18 protein-coding genes are annotated in these 20,776 nt (G+C 50.4%); 14 read left to right on the top strand and 4 right to left on the bottom strand.

Going from position 1 to position 20,776, the window contains the following annotated elements; all coding sequences use genetic code 11:
• Positions 1–16 precede the first annotated feature (16 nt).
• From infB to pnp, 5 genes are all read left to right on the top strand, one after another.
• Positions 17–2,716, top strand: a complete 2,700-nt coding sequence (infB, locus tag CBP31_RS13610) for a translation initiation factor IF-2 (protein ID WP_087038192.1) — start codon at positions 17–19, stop codon at positions 2,714–2,716.
• Positions 2,717–2,846: 130 nt separating this feature from the next.
• The gene (gene rbfA, locus CBP31_RS13615; RefSeq protein WP_087038194.1) at positions 2,847–3,296 is read left to right on the top strand and encodes a 30S ribosome-binding factor RbfA; all 450 of its coding nucleotides are present in this window, start codon (positions 2,847–2,849) and stop codon (positions 3,294–3,296) included.
• Positions 3,297–3,298: 2 nt separating this feature from the next.
• Positions 3,299–4,234, top strand: coding sequence for a tRNA pseudouridine(55) synthase TruB (gene truB / locus CBP31_RS13620; protein WP_087038196.1), 936 nt, complete (start codon positions 3,299–3,301; stop codon positions 4,232–4,234).
• Positions 4,235–4,678: 444 nt separating this feature from the next.
• Entirely contained in the window at positions 4,679–4,948 is a 270-nt protein-coding gene (gene rpsO / locus CBP31_RS13625; protein WP_087038197.1) for a 30S ribosomal protein S15, read from the top strand.
• A gap of 239 nt (positions 4,949–5,187) precedes the next feature.
• On the top strand, positions 5,188–7,479 hold the full coding sequence (pnp, locus tag CBP31_RS13630) for a polyribonucleotide nucleotidyltransferase (RefSeq protein ID WP_169713000.1): 2,292 nt from the start codon (positions 5,188–5,190) through the stop codon (positions 7,477–7,479).
• A gap of 173 nt (positions 7,480–7,652) precedes the next feature.
• Here the strand turns inward: pnp and trhP are convergent, their stop codons facing one another.
• The 4 genes from trhP to CBP31_RS13650 all read right to left on the bottom strand — a co-directional run bounded on the left by trhP (position 7,653) and on the right by CBP31_RS13650 (position 12,043).
• Positions 7,653–9,059 (bottom strand): prephenate-dependent tRNA uridine(34) hydroxylase TrhP, encoded by a 1,407-nt coding sequence (gene trhP / locus CBP31_RS13635; protein WP_087038199.1) that lies wholly within the window; start codon positions 9,057–9,059, stop codon positions 7,653–7,655.
• Positions 9,060–9,190: 131 nt separating this feature from the next.
• On the bottom strand, positions 9,191–9,535 hold the full coding sequence (locus CBP31_RS13640) for a YgiW/YdeI family stress tolerance OB fold protein (RefSeq protein WP_087038201.1): 345 nt from the start codon (positions 9,533–9,535) through the stop codon (positions 9,191–9,193).
• 570 nt (positions 9,536–10,105) lie between these two features.
• Positions 10,106–11,101, bottom strand: a complete 996-nt coding sequence (gene gap, locus CBP31_RS13645; RefSeq protein WP_087038204.1) for a type I glyceraldehyde-3-phosphate dehydrogenase — start codon at positions 11,099–11,101, stop codon at positions 10,106–10,108.
• Positions 11,102–11,224: 123 nt separating this feature from the next.
• On the bottom strand, positions 11,225–12,043 hold the full coding sequence (locus CBP31_RS13650) for a DUF2989 domain-containing protein (RefSeq protein ID WP_087038206.1): 819 nt from the start codon (positions 12,041–12,043) through the stop codon (positions 11,225–11,227).
• A gap of 140 nt (positions 12,044–12,183) precedes the next feature.
• Here CBP31_RS13650 and CBP31_RS13655 point away from each other — a divergent pair, with 140 nt between their 5' ends.
• From CBP31_RS13655 to CBP31_RS13695, 9 genes are all read left to right on the top strand, one after another.
• Entirely contained in the window at positions 12,184–13,614 is a 1,431-nt protein-coding gene (locus CBP31_RS13655) for a glyceraldehyde-3-phosphate dehydrogenase (protein WP_087038208.1), read from the top strand.
• A gap of 103 nt (positions 13,615–13,717) precedes the next feature.
• Entirely contained in the window at positions 13,718–13,996 is a 279-nt protein-coding gene (locus CBP31_RS13660; RefSeq protein ID WP_087038210.1) for a YeaC family protein, read from the top strand.
• A gap of 295 nt (positions 13,997–14,291) precedes the next feature.
• Complete coding sequence (locus tag CBP31_RS13665; protein WP_087038212.1) at positions 14,292–15,260, top strand: YbgA family protein; 969 nt, start codon at positions 14,292–14,294, stop codon at positions 15,258–15,260.
• Positions 15,250–16,125, top strand: a complete 876-nt coding sequence (locus CBP31_RS13670; RefSeq protein ID WP_227875041.1) for a MerR family transcriptional regulator — start codon at positions 15,250–15,252, stop codon at positions 16,123–16,125. Before CBP31_RS13665 ends, CBP31_RS13670 begins: the two co-directional genes overlap by 11 nt.
• Positions 16,103–17,593 (top strand): deoxyribodipyrimidine photo-lyase, encoded by a 1,491-nt coding sequence (phrB, locus tag CBP31_RS13675; protein ID WP_087038784.1) that lies wholly within the window; start codon positions 16,103–16,105, stop codon positions 17,591–17,593. The genes CBP31_RS13670 and phrB overlap by 23 nt, the downstream gene beginning before the upstream one ends.
• The gene (locus tag CBP31_RS13680) at positions 17,590–18,012 is read left to right on the top strand and encodes a nuclear transport factor 2 family protein (RefSeq protein ID WP_087038214.1); all 423 of its coding nucleotides are present in this window, start codon (positions 17,590–17,592) and stop codon (positions 18,010–18,012) included. The genes phrB and CBP31_RS13680 overlap by 4 nt, the downstream gene beginning before the upstream one ends.
• Complete coding sequence (locus CBP31_RS13685) at positions 18,009–18,737, top strand: SDR family NAD(P)-dependent oxidoreductase (protein WP_087038216.1); 729 nt, start codon at positions 18,009–18,011, stop codon at positions 18,735–18,737. The genes CBP31_RS13680 and CBP31_RS13685 overlap by 4 nt, the downstream gene beginning before the upstream one ends.
• Positions 18,734–20,026 (top strand): NAD(P)/FAD-dependent oxidoreductase, encoded by a 1,293-nt coding sequence (locus CBP31_RS13690; RefSeq protein WP_087038217.1) that lies wholly within the window; start codon positions 18,734–18,736, stop codon positions 20,024–20,026. Before CBP31_RS13685 ends, CBP31_RS13690 begins: the two co-directional genes overlap by 4 nt.
• A 10-nt stretch (positions 20,027–20,036) precedes the next feature.
• Positions 20,037–20,774 carry a DUF1365 domain-containing protein gene (locus tag CBP31_RS13695; protein ID WP_087038219.1) on the top strand — a complete coding sequence of 246 codons (738 nt, stop codon included), beginning with the start codon at positions 20,037–20,039 and terminating at the stop codon, positions 20,772–20,774.
• Positions 20,775–20,776: the final 2 nt, after the last annotated feature.

Raw genomic sequence — 20,776 nt, forward strand, 5'->3', positions numbered from 1 at the left:
CAGCGGAGGTATATTAATGGCAGAAGTTACATTATCGCAGCTCGCCAGCGACATAGACACATCAGTTGACCGTCTTGTACAGCAGTTTCGTGAAGCCGGCATGGAGAAATCCGTCGGTGATTCCGTATCGGAAACCGAAAAAGCCGATTTGCTGACATTTCTTAAGAAACAGCATGGCGGTGCGGCAGACGAGCCTAAGCGTATGACACTGCAGCGCAAAACCATGAGCACCTTAAATGTGCCCGTGGTTGGCGGTAAGAGCAAAGAAGTACAGGTGGAAGTGCGCAAAAAACGCACTTACGTCCGACGTGACACGGCTGAAGAGCTGCAGCGTCAACAAGAATCAGAAGAGCAGGCGCGTTTAGCAGCAGAAACGCAGGCTCAACAGCAAGCCGAAGAGCAAGCCAAGCGTGAAGCCGACGAGAAAGCTAAACGTGAAGCGCAAGATAAAGCCAAGCATGACGCGCAAGACAAAGCTCGCCAGGCTCAGCCGCAAGCTCAGAACACCAAAGAGCAGGGGAAAGCAAAACCCCAAAGCAAAGAGCCGAAAAAGGTGGACAATATGGCCAAGAGCGAAGCAGAAAAGTTAACCGCGCAGCGTGAGCAAGAAATCTTGCGTAAGGCCGAGCAAGATGCCAAAGAAAAAGCTGAAGAAGTACGTAAGCTGGCAGAAGTAAACGAAAAGCGTTGGGCTGAAGAAGCCGCGGCTGCCAAAAAGCCAGAAGACGCAGACTATCATGTGATGACCAACGCCTCTGCCAAAGCCGCAGAAGATGAAGCAGATAAGTCTGAAGAAAACAAAGCTCGTCGTAGCACCGGTGGCAAAAAGCGCAGTGGTGGTAAGTCGAAAGAAGACCGTCTTGAGCGTGAAAACCGTAATGAGCGTCTGCGTAAAGGCAAGCGCGCTAAGGTGATGATGCCTAACTCCATGAAGCACGACTTCCAAAGACCGGCGCAAGCTGTGAATCGTGACGTGGAAATTGGCGAAACCATTACCGTGGCAGAGCTGGCTAACAAGATGGCCGTTAAAGGCGTCGCCGTCATCAAAGTGATGATGAAGATGGGTGCCATGGCCACCATCAACCAAGTGATTGACCAAGAAACTGCTCAGCTAGTGGCAGAAGAAATGGGTCACAAGGTTATTCTGCGTCGTGAAAACGAATTAGAAGAGCACGTGTTGCAAGACCGCGACACAGATGCAGCACGCGAAACTCGTGCGCCAGTGGTTACCATCATGGGTCACGTAGACCACGGTAAAACCTCTACTCTGGATTATATTCGTCGCGCTAAAGTCGCGTCTGGCGAAGCCGGTGGTATTACTCAGCATATTGGTGCCTACCACGTAGAAACCGAAAACGGCTCTATTACCTTCTTGGATACCCCAGGTCACGCGGCCTTTACCTCTATGCGTGCTCGTGGTGCCAGCGCTACCGATATCGTTATCTTGGTAGTGGCAGCGGATGATGGCGTAATGCCGCAAACCGTTGAAGCGATTCAGCACGCCAAAGCGGCGAACGTGCCCTTGATTGTGGCCGTGAACAAGATGGATAAGCCCGAAGCAGATATCGATCGCGTGAAGAGCGAATTGTCTCAGCACGGCGTGATGTCAGAAGACTGGGGCGGCGAAAACATCTTTACCTATATCTCGGCTAAAACCGGTGAAGGTATCGATGAGCTGTTAGAAGCTATCTTGCTACAGTCTGAAGTATTAGAGCTAAATGCTGTGGTTGATGGCATGGCGTCTGGTGTGGTGATTGAATCACGTCTCGACAAAGGCCGTGGTCCAGTAGCTACCGTTTTAGTACAAGAAGGTACGCTGAACCAAGGCGATATCGTATTGTGCGGACTCGAGTATGGCCGTGTACGTGCCATGCGTGATGAGCTAGGCCGTGATATTAAGACCGCAGGTCCGTCTCAGCCGGTGGAAATCTTAGGTCTGTCCGGTGTACCGGCAGCCGGTGATGAAGCAACCGTAGTACGTGACGAGAAGAAAGCCCGTGAAGTGGCGCTCTATCGTCAAGGTAAGTTCCGCGATGTGAAACTGGCTCGCCAGCAGACCGCTAAGCTTGAAAACATGTTTGCTAACATGGAAGAAGGCGAAGTTGCAGAAGTTAACCTAGTACTTAAAGCTGACGTACAAGGTTCTATCCAAGCCATTGCCGACTCACTTGAGCAGCTGTCTACGGACGAAGTGAAAGTGAAGATCATCGGTTCTGGTGTGGGTGGTATTACCGAAACTGACGCCAGCTTGGCCGCGGCTTCTAACGCCATTATCTTAGGCTTTAACGTGCGTGCCGATGCATCTGCTCGTAAGATGATTGAAGCGGAAGAAATCGACCTGCGTTACTACAGCGTAATTTATGAGCTGATCGACGAAGTGAAACAGGCCATGACCGGCATGTTGGCTCCTGAGTTCAAGCAAGAAATCATTGGTTTGGCCGAAGTACGTGACGTGTTCCGTTCGCCTAAGTTTGGCGCAGTAGCCGGTTGTATGGTGACTGAAGGTAACGTGAAGCGCAGCAATCCGATTCGAGTACTGCGTGATAACGTGGTGATTTACGAAGGCGAGCTGGAATCTCTGCGTCGCTTTAAAGACGATGTCCAAGAAGTGCGTAATGGCATGGAATGTGGTATCGCGGTGAAGAACTATAATGACGTACGTCCGGGCGACCAGATTGAGGTTTTCCAAATCGTAGAAGTAAAGCGTACCCTGTAAAGGCACGCCGACCTGAACCACTCAAGGTTGAAAGAGTAGGCCCTTTGCCTCGGGCTGAGGGCCACTCTTATGTTAACTTAATCAATCTAAAGGGGCCTCAAGGCTCCTTTTTTAATGGGATTACAATATTATGGCGAGAGAATTTAGCCGTTCACGTCGTGTAGGTCAGGAATTACAAAAAGAAATTGCCTTGATCCTACAGCGCGAAATTAAAGATGATCGACTGCGCTTGATCACCGTATCCGGTGTTGAGCTGTCTAAAGATTTAAGCTCAGCCAAGGTGTTTGTGACCTTCTTGGATAACGATCCTGAGAACATCACTCAAGGTATGAAAGTACTAAAAGACGCCAGTGGCTTTATTCGCAGCCTAGTGGGCAAAGCCATGCGTCTGCGCATTACCCCGGAGCTGCGTTTTACTTACGATCAAAGCTTGGTTGAAGGTATGCGGATCTCGACCTTGGTTTCAAGCACCATCGCCGAAGATGAGCGTCGCAGCCAAGAGTTTGGCACTGGTGAGCCAGAAACCGATGCTGAGCAAAACGACGAGCAAGACCAAGATCAAGCAGAAAAGAAGGATTAATCATGGGGCGTCAGCGTCAATTTCGTGGCCGTGCGGTAGACGGCATCCTGCTGCTAGATAAGCCAGCAGGCATTACCTCTAACGATGCCTTGCAGCAAGTAAAGCGCATTTATGCGGCGGCAAAAGCGGGGCACACAGGTGCGCTGGATCCATTGGCCACCGGTATGCTGCCCATTTGCTTGGGCGAAGCCACTAAGTTTTCCCAGTTTTTACTGGAAGCCGATAAGCGCTATCGCGTGGTGGCCAAGCTTGGTCTGCGCACCGATACCAGTGATGCCGATGGCGAAGTGGTAGAGACGCGCCCCGTTAATGTGACCGATGATGCTTTGGCTGTGGCCTTGGACAGCTTTCGCGGCACCACACAACAAATTCCGTCTATGTATTCGGCGCTAAAATATCAGGGCAAACCCTTATATCACTACGCGCGTGAAGGCATAGAAGTGCCACGCGAATCGCGGCCGATTACGGTGTTTGAACTGATCCAAGTGCGCTTTGAAGGCGACGAGCTGGAGTTGGAAATTCACTGCAGCAAGGGCACCTATATTCGCACTATCGTCGATGACTTGGGCGAACTGCTGGGTTGTGGCGCCCATGTGGCGGTATTGCGCCGCTTAGCGGTGGCCAGTTATCCAACTGAACGCATGGTGACCCTAGAGCAGCTAGAAACCATGCTCGAGCATTGCCGTGCGCAGGAGATATTGCCGCGCTTGGAGCTGGATCCACTGTTGCTGCCCATGGATACAGCCGTGGCCGGTCTGGCAGAAGTCAATATGTCAGAGCTGGTGGCCGGTTACATTAACCAAGGCCAAGCGGTGCAAGTTTCCGGTGCGCCCGCGTCGGGTCAAGTACGGATGACAGTGGGCGAGCAACGGCTGTTTATCGGTGTCGGTGAGATTGACGACGACGGCAAAGTGGCACCAAAACGCTTAGTGCGTTGATTTATATATGGTGAGGCGTTTAGCTCGGTGCTGTCTTATGCCGTCTTCCTGATGAAAATCAGGATCTCGTTTTTATGTCCTAAAGACTAAACCGAGATCCTGAAGCAAGTTCAGGAAGACGGCAAAGAGCGAAAGGTCACAAACGGCGGTGTTTATTTTTAATCCACCGCGTGTGGGGAAAGCGTAAGCACAGCTTCGACAGATTGGGTGTTAATACTAACTCCTCACATCTCATTTTTCGCCTCACCTTTTTCATCTCACTTTTTTGACCTCACGTTATCTCAGTAAATGAACGGTGAATTTATATCCGTTACACCATTCATTTACTGAGCACGCTATTTTCTGGTTGCTAACACAGATGCAACTGGTAGAATGCGCAGCTTACTTTCCAGCTGAATTAGTGATCGGCTGGAGAAAACATTCATCTTTTTTGGAGTACACAAGATGTCACTAAATGCAGAAACTAAAGCGCAAATCGTTGCTGACAACGCTCGTGGCGAAGGCGATACAGGTTCTCCTGAAGTACAAGTTGCTTTGCTGAGCGCGCAAATCAACCACCTGCAAGGTCACTTCAAACAGCACATCCACGATCACCACAGCCGTCGTGGTCTGTTGCGCATGGTATCTCAGCGTCGTAGCTTGCTGGACTACCTGAAGCGTAAAGACGTAGTGCGTTACACTGCACTGATCGCTAAATTGGGTCTGCGTCGTTAATCGACACACTCAATTTAACAAAAAGGGGCTTAGGCCCCTTTTTTGTTGCCTGATTTTTAGAGTGAAGGGTAAGGGGTGAAGCGTGGGGGGAAACCGCACCTGTGCATGGGGGTGGATAATGCCTCACGGCTTACCACTCACACTGTCGGCCACCCGCATTCGCTGTGCTTTAGCCCATAATCACGTATACTGTGGCGGTATATTAAAAGACCAAAAACATATATTAAGGAATCTAAAACGTGAATCCTATCGTAAAAACCTTCCAGTATGGCCAACATACAGTAACCCTAGAAACTGGCGTTATGGCGCGTCAGGCAAGTGGTGCTGTGATGGCCAGCATTGATGATACCGCCGTTCTGGTCACAGTAGTGGGCAAGCGGGATGCGGACGAAAGCAAAGACTTTTTTCCGTTAACCGTTAACTATCAAGAACGCACCTATGCGGCAGGCCGAATTCCTGGCAGCTTTTTTAAACGAGAAGGCCGCCCATCAGAAGGTGAAACGCTAACTTCACGTTTGATTGACCGCCCCATTCGTCCGTTATTCCCAGCGGGCTTTAAAAACGAAGTGCAAGTTATTGCCACTGTTATGTCGGTCAATCCTGAGATTTCGCCGGACATTATTGCGCTTTTGGGTACCTCTGCGGCCCTGGCCATTTCGGGTCTGCCGTTTGCCGGCCCCATTGGTGCGGCCCGCGTGGGTTACATTAATGGCGAATACGTATTAAACCCGACTGTGACTGAACTGGGTAACAGTGAGCTGGACTTAGTGGTTGCTGGTACGGCGAATGCGGTATTGATGGTTGAGTCTGAAGCCAATATCTTGCCAGAAGAAGTGATGTTAGGTGCTGTGGTCTATGGCCATGAGCAACTGAATGCCGCCGTGACCGCCATTAAAGAATTTGCCGCCGAAGTGGGCACTCAGCCTTGGAATTGGCAGCCAAAAGCACAAAATGAAGCGCTGAAAGCCCAAGTGGCTGAATTGGCAACGGATGAGGTGGGCGAAGCCTATCGCATTACCGATAAAACCGCGCGCCGTGATGCACTGAGCGTGATCAAAGCTAAAGTTATGGCGGCGGTATTAGCCAGTAACCCACAGCAAAACAGCAAAGAAGTACAAGAGCACTTCTCCGCCCTTGAGAAGCACATAGTCCGTGGTCGTATCGTGCGCGGTGAGCCGCGTATCGATGGTCGCGAACCCGACATGATCCGTGCATTGGATGTGGCCACCGGCTTATTGCCACGCACTCACGGCTCGGCACTGTTTACGCGCGGTGAAACTCAAGCCTTAGTGGTTGCCACGCTCGGCACGCAGCGTGATGCTCAGATGATTGATGAGCTGACCGGTACCCGCACCGACAACTTCATGCTGCATTATAACTTCCCTCCCTATTGTGTCGGCGAAACTGGCATGGTGGGCAGCCCTAAGCGTCGTGAAATTGGTCACGGTCGTTTGGCTAAGCGCGGTGTGGCGGCAATTATGCCAAGCGTTGATGTGTTCCCATACACAGTGCGTGTGGTGGCAGAGATTACCGAGTCGAACGGTTCTTCTTCTATGGCATCCGTGTGCGGTACGTCACTGGCATTGATGGACGCGGGCGTGCCGATTAAAGCCTCAGTGGCCGGTATTGCCATGGGCTTGGTGAAAGAAGACGAAGGTTATGTTGTCTTGTCTGACATCTTGGGTGATGAAGATCACTTAGGTGACATGGACTTTAAAGTGGCCGGTACTACTCAAGGTATTACCGCACTGCAAATGGACATTAAAATCGAAGGCATTACCAAAGACATCATGGAAGCGGCATTAAATCAGGCGCGCAACGCCCGTTTGCACATCCTAAAAGTGATGGACGAAGCTATGCAAGCGCCACGGGAAGAGATTTCTGACTTTGCACCGCGTATTCACATCATCAAGATCAATCCAGAGAAGATCCGTGATGTGATTGGTAAAGGCGGCGCGACCATCCGTGCACTGACCGAAGAAACCGGCACTACCATTGAGCTGGACGACGATGGCACCGTTAAAATTGCCGCCGTTGATGGCGAAGCTGCAAAATTGGCCATTAGCCGTATTCAGCAGTTAACCGCAGAAGTGGAGCCTGGCACTATTTATCAAGGTCAGGTAGTACGTTTAGCCGACTTTGGTGCCTTCGTTAACATTCTGCCGGGCAAAGACGGGTTAGTACACATCTCACAAATCACCGAAGAGCGCGTTAAAAACGTCTCGGATCATTTGACTGTGGGTGACACGGTTGCCGTTAAGGTATTAGAAGTGGACCGCCAAGGCCGCATTCGCTTATCTATTAAAGAAGCAAAAGAGCCAAGCGTAGCTGAAGAGCAAGCCGCAGAAACCACGACTGAAGCGCCAGTGCAAACTGCGCCTACCCTTGAGGCTACTCAAACAACAGCCACTCCAGTAGTAGCTCCAGTAGTTACACCGACTACTGTTGCTCCAAGAACTCCAGTTACCGTAGCCCCTGCTCAAGCAGATGAAGCTGCCCCTGCTAATAATGACGATAAAACCGCTGAGTAATTAGCCGGACACGTCAAAAATAGCAAACAAAAAGCCGAGACACTGTCTCGGCTTTTTTTATGGGTTAAATTTAGCGCCGAGTAACCAGCGCCCGACGCCCAGCTAAGAACAAACTCAGCTCTTCGCTCTGAGCCGTCTTGTTAAGCTTAGTGCTGGGCGCAGGGCGCTTTAATTTAATATTTTAAATGTTTCAACAAAATCGCAAAGTCCGCATTGATAGACTTATCTAAGGGAATAAATACTACATGCCCGCTGCCGGGCGCGACCTCGACTAACTCACCTTTACGGTTTTTAATCTGCTCCAATACGAAGCTGATATTACCGGCGGGCGTCATTAGCTCCAAGCTATCGCCGACGCTAAATTTATTCTTCACTTCTACTTCGACCCAGTCGCCATCACGGCGAGTCACGTCACCAACAAACTGCTGTTGAGTGGACACCGAATGGCCGATTTCATAGTTTTGATAATCGCTATGGGCATGGCGCTTCAAAAAGCCTTCTGTGTAACCACGATGGGCGAGGTTTTCCAGCGTACTCATCAGGCTGACATCAAACGGCTTGCCGGCCACGGCATCGTCGATGGCTTTGCGATAAACCTGAGCGGTGCGTGCCACGTAATAAAACGACTTAGTACGGCCTTCAATTTTTAAAGAATGCACGCCCATTTGCGTTAAGCGCTCTACATACTGCACGGCACGCAAGTCTTTGGAGTTCATGATGTAGGTGCCGTGCTCATCTTCATAAGCGGCCATATACTCGCCAGGCCTATTGCTTTCTTCTAACAGCACTGGATGCTCATAGGGTGCACCGGCACCGAGCGTGGGGGCAGGGCTTTCGTTAATGGCTTCTTTTGCAGGGTCTATCTTTTGCACCATAATCGGCTCTTGGCGATGCACAATTTGCCCAGCATCGTCTTCTTTGGCTTCATGTACTTTATATTCCCAACGACAAGCATTAGTGCAAGTTCCCTGATTGGGATCGCGCTTGTTGATGTAGCCAGACAATAAACACCGGCCCGAATAGGCCATGCACAGTGCGCCATGCACAAACACTTCTAATTCCACTTTTGGGCATTGGGCACGAATTTCTTCGATTTCTTCTAGCGATAATTCCCGCGATAAAATAACCCGCTCTATACCGTACTCTTGCCAAAACTTCACCGACGCCCAGTTTACCGCGTTCGCTTGCACCGACAGATGAATACTCACCTCAGGAAAGTGCTCACGCACCAACATAATCAAACCCGGATCCGACATAATGAGCGCATCAGGCCCCATCTCGATCACGGGCTGCATGTCACGAATAAAGGTTTTTAGCTTGGCGTTATGGGGCTGAATGTTTACCACCACATAGAATTTTTTGCCCAAGGCATGAGCTTCATCTATGCCAATCTTGAGATTCTCATGGTTAAACTCGTTATTGCGCACCCGAAGCGAATAACGGGGCTGGCCCGCATACACAGCATCGGCGCCATAGGCGAAGGCATAACGCATGTTTTTTAAGGTACCCGCAGGTGAGAGCAATTCGGGAACGAAGCCGGGAGTAATAGGGGGCGTAACAGCAGTGTGAGCGTCGGACATTAAGTTAATCTCTGATATCAAGTCAGTAGGCCGCCATTAATGGCGGCCGAATCCGGCATTTTACTATGCCAAGTGCTCAATATCGAGGGACTAACTCACTCATTGGCGCGCGGCTTGATTAGGATCAAGGATTAGCGGGCTAACTCTAAGTGATCCACTTCCAGCTCATTACCGTGATCTTCCTCGTCTAATTGGCCCCAAATGGTGAGTCGGGTGCGCGAGCTAGCACGCATATCGCGCCACTTATCTTCATCAATTTCCACCACTATGGTGCCGGTGCCATCTTGAAACAGGTATTTTTCTTTGCCGACTTGCTCGACCACATAGCCGGTGAGGCGAATATCATGGTCGTCATTCATGCGCAGTGCTTGGGCTACTGTGACTCGTGGTTGGTCATAAGAAAAATTAGAGCCGGCAATCGCAGTGCCCGCCAGCAGGGTTAAGCCCAAAGTGGCACTAACTAGAGTCTTCTTCATGATGAGCCCTTTAATTTATGATTGGTAGAATAGTTTTATGGGAATAATTTTTGCCGAGCATAGCCATTACTCATCAGGGTGACTAGCGATTAAGGTTTCAATCGGACAAGTTTGGACCACTGGATCAGCGCCGAGCACTCAGCGCTTAGCACCAAGCTCAACAAAGGGCGCTGTTTATCTTTATGCTGTCATCCTATTGAGTGTCAGAATCTCGCTTTGGCTCTTAGTGACTAAAGACTTTTTTGCCACGGAACGCACGGAAAAATAGTGATCAGAGCTGAATTACATCGGTGAGGGGTGAAGGGTGAAGCGTAAAGGGTGAAGAGGACGAGCCAACAAGGAGTTTGATATCGACATAGAGCGCGAATGTAGTCGCGCGCTTTAGCCGCGAAATCCGCCAACGGCGGATCTGGACACTAGGCACGGCCTGTTAGGACGGCCTGTTAGGACGCTCCGTCACACCCAAAATCGGTAAGGGATGAAGCGCAAAACTATTGATAAATGCAGACAAAAAAGCCCCCGTGTTTATTAAACGGAGGCTTAGATCTTAGCGCTTGTGCTGTTAGTGACTTACTTTGAGATGTGTGCGATTAGGTCTAGTGTCTTATGGGAATAGCCCATTTCGTTGTCATACCAAGCCACTAGTTTTACGAAGTTATCATTCAGCGCTATGCCCGCACCCGCATCAAACACGCAAGTGTGGGTGTCGCTCATAAAGTCAGTGGAGACTACCGCATCTTCCGTATAGCCCATAATGCCCTTTAAATCACCTTCGGCGGCGGCTTTAAGGGTGGCGCAAATTTGTGCATAAGAAGTGGCTTTTTCTAGGCGTACCGTTAAATCGACCACAGACACGTTGGCGGTGGGCACGCGAAACGACATGCCAGTGAGCTTACCGTTAAGCTCTGGGATCACTTTGCCCACGGCCTTAGCCGCACCGGTGGAGGAGGGGATAATATTCTGGCTGGCACCGCGGCCACCGCGCCAATCTTTTTTGGACGGGCCATCAACGGTATTTTGGGTGGCCGTCATGGCGTGCACCGTGGTCATTAAGCCTTCTACAATGCCAAAGTTATCATTGATTACTTTAGCTAAGGGTGCCAAGCAGTTAGTGGTACAAGAAGCGTTAGAGACAATGTCTTGGCCCGCGTATTGCGCTTGGTTAACCCCCATCACAAACATAGGGGTGTCATCTTTTGAGGGGCCGGTTAATACCACTTTTTTAGCGCCAGCGTGAATGTGCGCGCGGGCTTGTTCATCGGTCATAAAGATACCGGTCGCCTCGGCGACCACGTCTACGTCCAGCTCACCCCAGTTTAAATCGGCGGGATTGCGCTCGGCAGTCACACGCACTGGCTTGCCATTAACGATTAATCTGCCACCTTCAATTTGCACCTCGCCTTTAAAACGACCGTGGGTCGAGTCGTATTTCAGCATATATGCCATGTACTCAAGGTCTTGCAAGTCGTTGATAGCGACCACTTCCATGTCGCTGCGTTCACAAGCGGCGCGAAACATCAGTCGACCGATGCGACCAAAACCGTTAATAGCTAGCTTAATTTTCATCTTACTACTCTATGCAAAGGGAGATAATTTTATGGTTACGCTGACAAAAATAACCGCCAGCGTCAATGCTGTTATGCCGATGGGTACAGCTTACGCAGACGGATAATATTTAGCGCTAACCGTTTAGACTTTCAGTTTGGTGATGTGGCTGGGAGCGGAGTAAGTGCCTTTCGCCAACTGCTCTAAAATACGCTCGACATCTTGCTGCAACTGTTGCTGTTGGTCGACACTAAACTGGGCATAAGTATTCAACCGGCTGAGTTCTATATTTTCTTGGTAGTCCAATTTGCTCAATACTTGCGTCCAAATCCACGCCTCTTGATAGCGCTGCTGGCGAATATACAGCGTCAGCAGGTTGGCGATAATATCCGGGTTTAGGGCGTCGCCTTTGTGATATAGGCTGAGTGCCTTGTGTAATGCTTGCTCGGCGGCGTCGCTATCACGCAGCAGCAATAATTCGGCAAGGGCATTTTGTAGCTCGGGGTCTTGCATTTCGGCACGGTCGGCGAGCTTAATAAAACGCGCCTTGGCTTGCTGGCTGCCTTTATGCTGCCAATGCCACAGTAGCAATTGCGGATGATCCGAGCCTTGGGTATCGATAGCCAGTTGGTTGATGGCTTCTTTAGCATGATATACCGCCTCTACCTTATCGTTTTTCCGCTCTTTGTGGCGCGTATACTCAATGGCTAGCAGTGGGTCTAAGCAGTTATGGTAAGTCTGTAGCTTGTTCAGTAAGTCATAATCATGCATGGCACTGGGGAGCGTGGCCTGTTGCTTGCGCGCACGTATTAAAGCGGTGCGTTCAAACTTACACCAGCTGTCTGCATGTAAATCTACACAAAATTGTGGGGTGTCTGCACAAATGTTAGGGATGCGATCTCGGTCACAGGCTGCTAAAAAGAAAGGGACTGCAAGCAGCAATATCGACTGTTTAATTTTCATATGAGTATTTAATCAGCTGTCCTTAGTCTGGTAATCATACCCCCTATCTACTAAAATGGGCGCACTTAATAGAGCTGATGCACCCGTTCGTCGGTTGGCATCAATCTTCATGATAGTTACCTGATAAAAGGACTCGGTCAATGACCCACGAGAGTTACCTGTCTGCTTGGCAGCAAAGCCAAGAATTGGCAGAATCTATGCAGCCCCTGATCGGCAAATTATACCGTAATCAGGGCGTAGAAATTAGCGTGCATGCGCGCCCCTTACTCAATGCGTCAACCATTGAGATTATCAAGGCGCACCGTGTGGCCAGCCGCCATGAAGGCAAAGCCCTGTTGGTTAGCCAAAGCTACCCTATCTTAAAAGTATTGAGCGAGCTGGATTTAGCGCCCGCGAGTATAGACTTGGGTAAACTGGCTGTCAGCTACTGGGAGACCCATAAAGACGAGTCTGGCTTAGCGACGTTTTTGCAACAAGAACTGGCACCTGCACTCGATCATGAACATGCTAACAAAGCGACCGATGTGGTCTTGTATGGCTTTGGTCGTATTGGCCGCTTGGTGGCGCGGTTATTGATTGAGCGTTCGGGCGGCAACCACGGTTTGCGTTTGCGTGCGATTGTGGTGCGAGGCTCGGCAGACGACTTAGAAAAGCGCGCCAGCTTATTGCGTCGCGACTCGGTACACGGTCCTTTTAACGGCTCTATTGAAGTGGACATGGAAAACCATGCCATTATCGCCAACGGCACCTACATTCAGGTGATCTACGCTAATAGCCCAGCCGAGATTGACTACACCCAATACGGCATTAACGATGCCTTAATCGTTGATAACACCGGTATTTGGCGTGATGAAGACGGCCTAGGCCAACACCTGCAAGCCAAGGGCGCGGCACGCGTATTGCTGACCGCACCGGGTAAGGGTGATATTAAAAATATCGTGTTTGGCGTAAACGACAACATGATTTTGCCTACCGACAATATCGTATCAGCCGCCTCTTGTACCACTAATGCCATCACGCCAGTACTGAAAGCGGTGAGCGATAAGTACGGGATCAAGAACGGCCACGTAGAAACCGTGCACTCTTATACTAACGACCAAAACCTGATTGATAACTTTCATAAAGGTGACCGTCGTGGCCGCAGTGCCGCATTGAACATGGTATTAACCAGCACAGGTGCTGCGTCAGCCGTAGCTAAGGCGCTGCCTGAGCTAAAAGGCAAGTTGACCGGTAACGCAATTCGCGTGCCCACGCCAAACGTGTCGATGGCGGTGATCAACCTGAATTTAGATAAGCCGACTAACGCCGAAGAGTTAAACGAGTACTTGTTGGCCATGTCACTGGACTCACCTTTGCATCAGCAAATTGATTTCAGCACCAGCAGTGAGTTAGTGTCTACCGATATGGTAGGCTCGCGCTTCGCCGGCATCGTGGATTCGTTGGCTACTATTGCCGAAGATGACCGCGCCGTACTCTATGTATGGTATGACAACGAGTTTGGTTATAGCTGTCAGGTAGTACGCGTCATGCAAAAAATGTCGGGTATCGAGCTGATGGACTTACCGCGCTAAGTTTAATGCGCACACCGGTATTGAATGCCGAGTGACGGTAAAAGGCGGCTTAGGCCGCCTTTTTTATTCGCCATTATTTTATTTCAGCTGTAGGAGACACCCCATGTCCTCGTTTCAAGAAGTGATTGTCAAGATGCCAGAAGAGGTGTATTTGCGCCTTAAAACCGCCGTTGAAATCGGTAAATGGCCGGACGGTATTGCCTTAACGGCGGAGCAAAAAGCCAGCAGCTTGCAGGCGGTGTTAATGTGGCAAGCACTGCACGTTGATGATCCTGAGCATATGTCTGTGGGCAAGGGCGGCGAGATCATGATGAAAAGCAAAGCCGAGTTGCTGCGCCAATACAATGATGAAATAGAAATCGCCCGCCAGAAAGTAGATTAACGCCTACAGGCGCGCCGATCTCTAAAGACCTTCTTGCCACGGAATACACGGAACAACACGGAAAAGTGACCAAATACTGTTAGTTAAACGCTATATAAAGTAATTTTTATCTTTATATAGCGTTTAACTTCGTCTATTTCCGTGTATTCCGTGGCAAAAATAGCTGTTAACGTCTTTTAACTGGGCGCTCGGCGCTATTATTTCTCCTCCTCTATGAAATTTTTCTTATACAAACTTGATCTTCTTGTACAACAACGACTATCTTATTATAAATAGTTGTACAACAAGGTGAGATATGTACAAGTTTGATCCTAAAATTATTCGCGTCGGCATCAGTGGCTGCTTAATCGGTCAAAAGGTGCGCTTTGATGGTGGCCATAAACGTTCGGATTTTTGTACCGAGCAATTAATCAATCATGTGGAGTTTGTGCCTTTTTGCCCTGAGATGGCCATTGGCCTCGGCACTCCTAGGCCCAGCATTCGGCTGATCAGTGCAAGCCTACTAGATGGCGACAGCAATATTATTGCGCAAACCGCCAAAGGCGAGGATGTCACCGAGCAGCTGCGCGATTATGGTCGTACCATGTCCGCGCAGTTTGGCGGCTTAAGCGGTTATGTGCTGTGCGCCAAATCTCCCAGCTGTGGCATGGAGCGGGTGCGGGTTTATCATGAAAGTGGTCAAGGAAATACCAAAGATGGCATTGGTATTTATGCCGCCGAGCTAATGAAGGCACAACCGTTGTTGCCGCTGGAGGAAGATGGCCGCTTAAACGATCCCTTGCTGCGTGAAAATTTCGTGACGCGAGTGTTTGCGCTGCACGACTGGCAGTGTTTGTGCCATAAAGGCATCACTGCCGCCGGCCTGATTGATTTTCATAGCCGTTATAAATATCTATTGATGGCACACCATAGAGACAGCTACCTGCAACTGGGCAAGTTGTTATCGGATTTATCGAGCAATCTTGAGGCCATCGCAGACACTTATATTGCTGAGCTGATGCAAGCTTTGAGTTTGCCGGTAACCCGTAATAATCACACTAACGTGCTGCAGCATTTGCAGGGTTACTTTAAGCGCCTACTGAACAGTGGTCAGCGCCAAGAGTTAGCGGACACCATCAGCCAATACCACCAAGGTATTTTGCCCTTATTTGCCCCCATCACTTTATTTCGTCATTACCTCAACGAATTTCCTAATGACTATCTGCAACAGCAGGTTTATTTAAATCCCCATCCGGAGGCATTGCGACTGCGCTATGGCATCTGAACCCCACTCTATGATGAGCGCCGCGCCTAATTCTATTCCAACATACCCAATTCGGGATGTGGCGCGTCTCACCGGCATTAACCCGGTGACCCTGCGTGCTTGGCAGCGTCGTTACGGCTTGCTTAAGCCGGCGCGCACCGAAAAAGGCCACCGCCTGTACAGCGAAGACGACGTTAGCACCATTCGCCATATTCTGCATTGGCTGGAGCAGGGGGTGAGTATCGGACAAGTGAAAGGCTTGCTCGATACCCCAACCCCAGAGGCGAGCGGCTCTAATTGGCAGCAAGCTCAAACGCAACTGCTGGACTCATCATTGGCACTTAACTTAGGCCGCTTAGAAGCCGAGCTGCTAGAGCTGGCTAGTTTGTATCCCGCTGAATTGGTGCTGCGTAAAGTGATTGAGCCTTGGCTATTGGCCTTGGCGCAATTGCATAGGCCCGATGCGCAACTGATTGAGCAAAGCGCACGGGCTTTGTTAATGCGTTTGCTGCATCAGATGTTAACCATTAAAAGCGGCCCCGTGATAGCGGTGGCGCGAGTGGGGCAAGTGCGTGAGCAACACGCCTTATTAGCTCAGTTTGAATTACAAGGGCTTGAGTGTCGCAGCATAGATTTAGGCGTGTTGGATCCTCATACCTTGCCGCTGGCGGTAGGGCGATTGAAATTTGATGCTTTAGTGATTGTGTTAGGGGCTGGCTTAAGCCACAGCTGGTTTTTAGATGCACACACTCTTCTGCCTGAGCACTGTTTTTACGTCGGTGAGCTGGGCACACTTTATCTGCAACAAGGCTGGCTAAACCGACCCTTCTCGGTGTGCGTCAGTGACCTTAAGAGAGAGCATGATGCGTCATTTAGTTTGGTTTAGAGCTGACTTACGAGTTGCGGATAATCCCGCTCTTTATGAAGCCACCGCCGATGGTGTAAAAGTCAGCGCCATTTACATCGACTGTCTGAAGCAATGGCAGCAGCACGGCCGCAGCCCCATACAAAGGGATTTTTTAAGTCGTCATTTACAGGCATTAAGCACAGAGCTGGCGGCATTAGGCATACCGCTCACCGTACTGACTATTGATGACTCTTCGCAAACACCGGAATTGTTGGTGAACTGGTTAGCAGACCATCCCCATGATGCCTTATACGCCAACCGAGAAATCGGCCTTGATGAGCGCCGACGCGATAAAGCGGTGCAGCAGCGTCTAAAAGAGCTGCTGGAGATCCGAGTGTTTAATGGTGACTGCGTATTTAAACATGGCAGTCTCACCACTCAAAGTGGCGACATGTATAAGGTGTTTACGCCCTTTGCCAAAACCTGGTTAGCGCAATTACGCGCCACTGGTTATCGCTTACATCCGGTACCTAAAGCACAAGGTAGCGCCGTGACCGCCACCAGCATTGAACTGACCGGCGAGCGGGTGAGCAGTGCGGCTTGGCCGGTGGGTGAGCTTGCGGCCCGCGATCGTTTACGACTTTTTTGCGAGTCGGGTGTATATGACTATGGCGATCAGCGTGATTATCCGGCCATTAATGGCACCAGCAGCTTGTCGCCGTATTTAGCCTTGGGGGTGATTTCGCCGTCGCAATGTTTAGCCGCCATTGAGCAACAGCTGGGGCACTTGCCCATGAGTCGTGGTGAGCAAGGCTTTGTGTGGTTGAACGAGCTGATTTGGCGGGAGTTTTATCGTCACCTATTAGTAGCCTTTCCGCGTCTGTCCATGAATCGCGCTTTTAAGCCAGACACCGAAAGTTTGCAATGGAGCCAAGATAAAGCAGGCTTCGAGGCTTGGTGCAGTGGGCACACGGGTTTTCCGATTGTGGATGCGGCCATGCGCTGCCTTAATGCTACCGGCTGGATGCACAATCGGTTGCGCATGATAGTGGCCAGCTTTCTAACCAAAGACTTACACCTGAGCTGGCGCCAAGGGGAAGACTATTTTATGTCGCGCCTGATTGATGGCGAGCTAGCCGCCAACAACGGTGGCTGGCAATGGGCGGCGGGCACCGGAGCCGATGCTGCACCCTATTTTCGAGTGTTTAATCCTACCACTCAAGGCGAGCGCTTCGACGCCGAAGGCGATTTTATCCGCCAATGGTTGCCTGAGCTCGTTGAGGTGCCCACCAAGCGCATTCACACCCCCCATGACTGGCTCGATAATAATCAGCCGGGTCATGACTACCCTAAACCCATCGTTGATCACAAGCGTGCTCGGCTACATGCCATTGCCATGTTTGATGCCCTTAAAGACCAGTCTGACAACATCAAAAATAACGCCGATGTGCAAACTAATAAGCAGTCTGAGCTTTGGCTTGCACAGCTCGATCAGGAGCCAGTATGAAGCCTGCACTGACGGTGTTTTGTCGTGAATACCAGCGCTTGTCCGCGGACAATTTGAGCGTGCTGCGCGAAATATATGCCCCCCATATTCACTTTCAAGATCCTAGCCATGAATTATCAGGCATCGAAGCGTTGGTGCGCTACTTCGAAGGCTTGTTCAGTAACGTCAAGCATTGTCAATTTGAGATAGAACAGGTGATGGAGCAAGAGGGCGAGGCTTTTGTACGCTGGCAGATGCGCTTTTCACATCCCAAGCTCAATGGCGGCAGCGAAATCTGCGTCCCTGGCCTGAGTCATTTGCGCTTTAGTGAGCAAATCGACTTTCATCGGGACTACTTCGACCTCGGCGCCATGCTCTATGAGCATATTCCTGTGATGGGAGCCTTGGTTAAAACCCTCAAACGGAGATTGAGCCAATGAAACGCGTACTGATCACCGGAGCTAACTCCGGCATGGGCCTGCAGCTGGCCAAAGATTATGCGGCCGACGGTTGGCAAGTGGTGGCTTGTGGTCGAGACCGAGCAAAACTGCAACAAGCGCTGGCGGGTGTTGATGTTGAGATCTGTGTGTTTGATATGCAGCAGGCGAGCGAAATTAACACTGCCGTGGCTTCTTTGGCAGCGTTTGATCTGGTGCTGCTCAATGCAGGGAACTGTGAATATATCGAAGATGCGCGCCAGTTTGACGCCGAGCTGTTTAAGCGGGTAGTGAACGTAAACCTTATTGGTACTGCCAACTGCGTGGCCGCCTTAATACCGCGCATTAAACAAGGCGGGCGCTTAGCGGTGGTGAGCTCATCGGTGAGCTTTTTACCGCTCACTCGCGCCGAGGCATACGGTGCGTCTAAGGCAGGGTTGGATTATTTCGTGCGTACCTTAGCCATTGATTTAGCACCCCATAATATTGCGGTAAGTCTTATTCGCCCAGGCTTTGTGGATACGCCACTCACGCAAAAAAATGACTTTGCCATGCCCGGCCAAGTGAGCACTGAGCAGGCCAGTCGCGCCATTCGTCAAGGCTTGGCCAAGGGCAAGTCTGAAATAAGCTTCCCCTTTGGCTTAATTAGCGCACTGCGGGTGTTGTCGTGGTTGCCGCACGGCTTATGGCGTCGCTTAAGCCAGCGCATGGTAAGGAAAGCGTCATGAGCCGCATTGACCTTAAAGACACGAGTTTGGGAAAAATCGGCTCGAAAAAGATTGCCATAGTCGGTAGTGGTATTTCCGGATTAACCAGCGCTTGGCTGCTCAGCCAACAGCATCAGCTGACGGTATTTGAAGCCAACGATTATTTGGGCGGGCACACCGCTACGGTTGATATTCAGTTAAAGGGTAAAACCTTGGCGGTGGATACCGGTTTTATCGTATTTAACGACCGTACCTATCCTAACTTTGAGCGCTTATTGGCGCGCATCGGTGTAAAAGCCAAGCCGACCGAAATGAGCTTTAGCGTTCAGCAACAGCAAACTGGGCTGGAATATAATGGACACACTTTAGGCTCTATGTTTGCTCAGCGCTCAAATCTGTTTAGCCTGAAGTTTTACGGCTTGTTAGCGGAAATAGTGCGCTTTAACTTATTGTGCAAAAAAATACTGAAGGAAGAAGCCCTTAATAATACCGACACCTTAGGCGACTTTCTTGAGCAATATGGTTTTTCTGAGTTTTTTACCGGTCATTATATTCTGCCCATGGTGGCGGCCATTTGGTCGTCGTCCTTGGCAGACAGCCGCGATTTTCCGTTAGCCTTTTTCCTGCGCTTCTTTAACCATCATGGCTTGCTTAATTTGATCGACAGGCCCCAGTGGTACGTGGTGGAAGGCGGCTCGCGCAGCTATATCCCAGGCCTAACCGCACCGCTAACAGATATTCGTTTAAATACGCCTGTGCTGGGTATCAGGCGTCATGAGCAAGGCGTCACCATTACCACTGCAACGGGCAGTGAAGACTTTGATGAGGTGGTGTTGGCCTGTCATTCGGATCAAGCGCTGCGCATGTTAACGGATGCTACCGAGGTTGAGCGTGCCGTATTAGGTGGGCTGGAATATCGAGATAACGAGGTCATTTTACACACAGATACTCGCTTGCTGCCTAAAGAGCCCCGCGCTTGGGCTAGTTGGAATTATTGGCTCGATGGCAGTGCTGACGCGCTGCCGGCCGTGACCTACAACATGAATATTTTGCAGGGCATTCAATCCGAACAAACGCTGTGTGTGACTCTCAATCGCGGCGATGCTATTGCGCCTGAGCACATACTGCGCCGCTTTAGCTATGCCCATCCGGTGTACAACCAAGCGGCCATTACTGCACAAGCACGACGAGCCGAGATTTGTGGCCAGCAACATACCCATTTTTGTGGCGCCTATTGGTACAACGGCTTTCATGAAGATGGCGTGAACAGTGCGCTTGATGTGTGTGCGCGGTTTGGCATCAGCTTATGAAGGGCCGAATATGACAAAAAATAGCGCCATTTATCAAGGCCAAGTGCGTCATCGTCGCTTTGCCACTGAGGCCCATCAAGCCCATCACTTCAGTTATGGCCTCTATATGTTGGCGCTGGATTTAGATGAGCTGGAAACGGTGGCTGCTAATAGTCGGCTGTTTGCTGTTGAGCGCTTTGCGCCCTTAAGCTTTCGCCGTGCTGATTACCTAGGCGACCCCAAGTTGCCGCTTAAAGAAGCAGTGTTGCAAGAAGTCGCGCGCTTAGGCGGTGAAGCCGCGGCTGTGGATCGCGTGGTGATGCTCGGTCAAGTGCGCTGCTTTGGCCTCTACTTTAGCCCCATTAATGTGTTTTTTTGCTATCAAGGTGAGCAGGCACGCTTCGCGCTAATGGAGGTGCATAACACGCCGTGGAATCAGCGCCACTGCTACTTAGTGGACTTGGCAAAACAGCACCCTACCGATAAGGCGTTTCATGTGTCGCCCTTTATGGATATGGACATGAAATATCACTGGCGCATTACGCCGCCAACGCTTGGTCGCTCTAAGGTGCAGGTGCACATCGAGAATCGTAACCCCGAGCTGTTATTTGATGCCACCTTGAGCCTGCGTCGTCATGATTTTGACCGCACCGTACTTAAAGCCGCCTTGCTGCAATGGCCTTGGATGACGCTGACCATAGTGCGCGGCATTTATTGGCAGGCACTGCGTTTATTTTTAAAGCGCATCCCTTATCACTCACCCTCTTAAGG

Origin of the sequence: Oceanisphaera profunda, assembly GCF_002157895.1 — a bacterium.
Taxonomy (GTDB): domain Bacteria; phylum Pseudomonadota; class Gammaproteobacteria; order Enterobacterales; family Aeromonadaceae; genus Oceanimonas; species Oceanimonas profunda.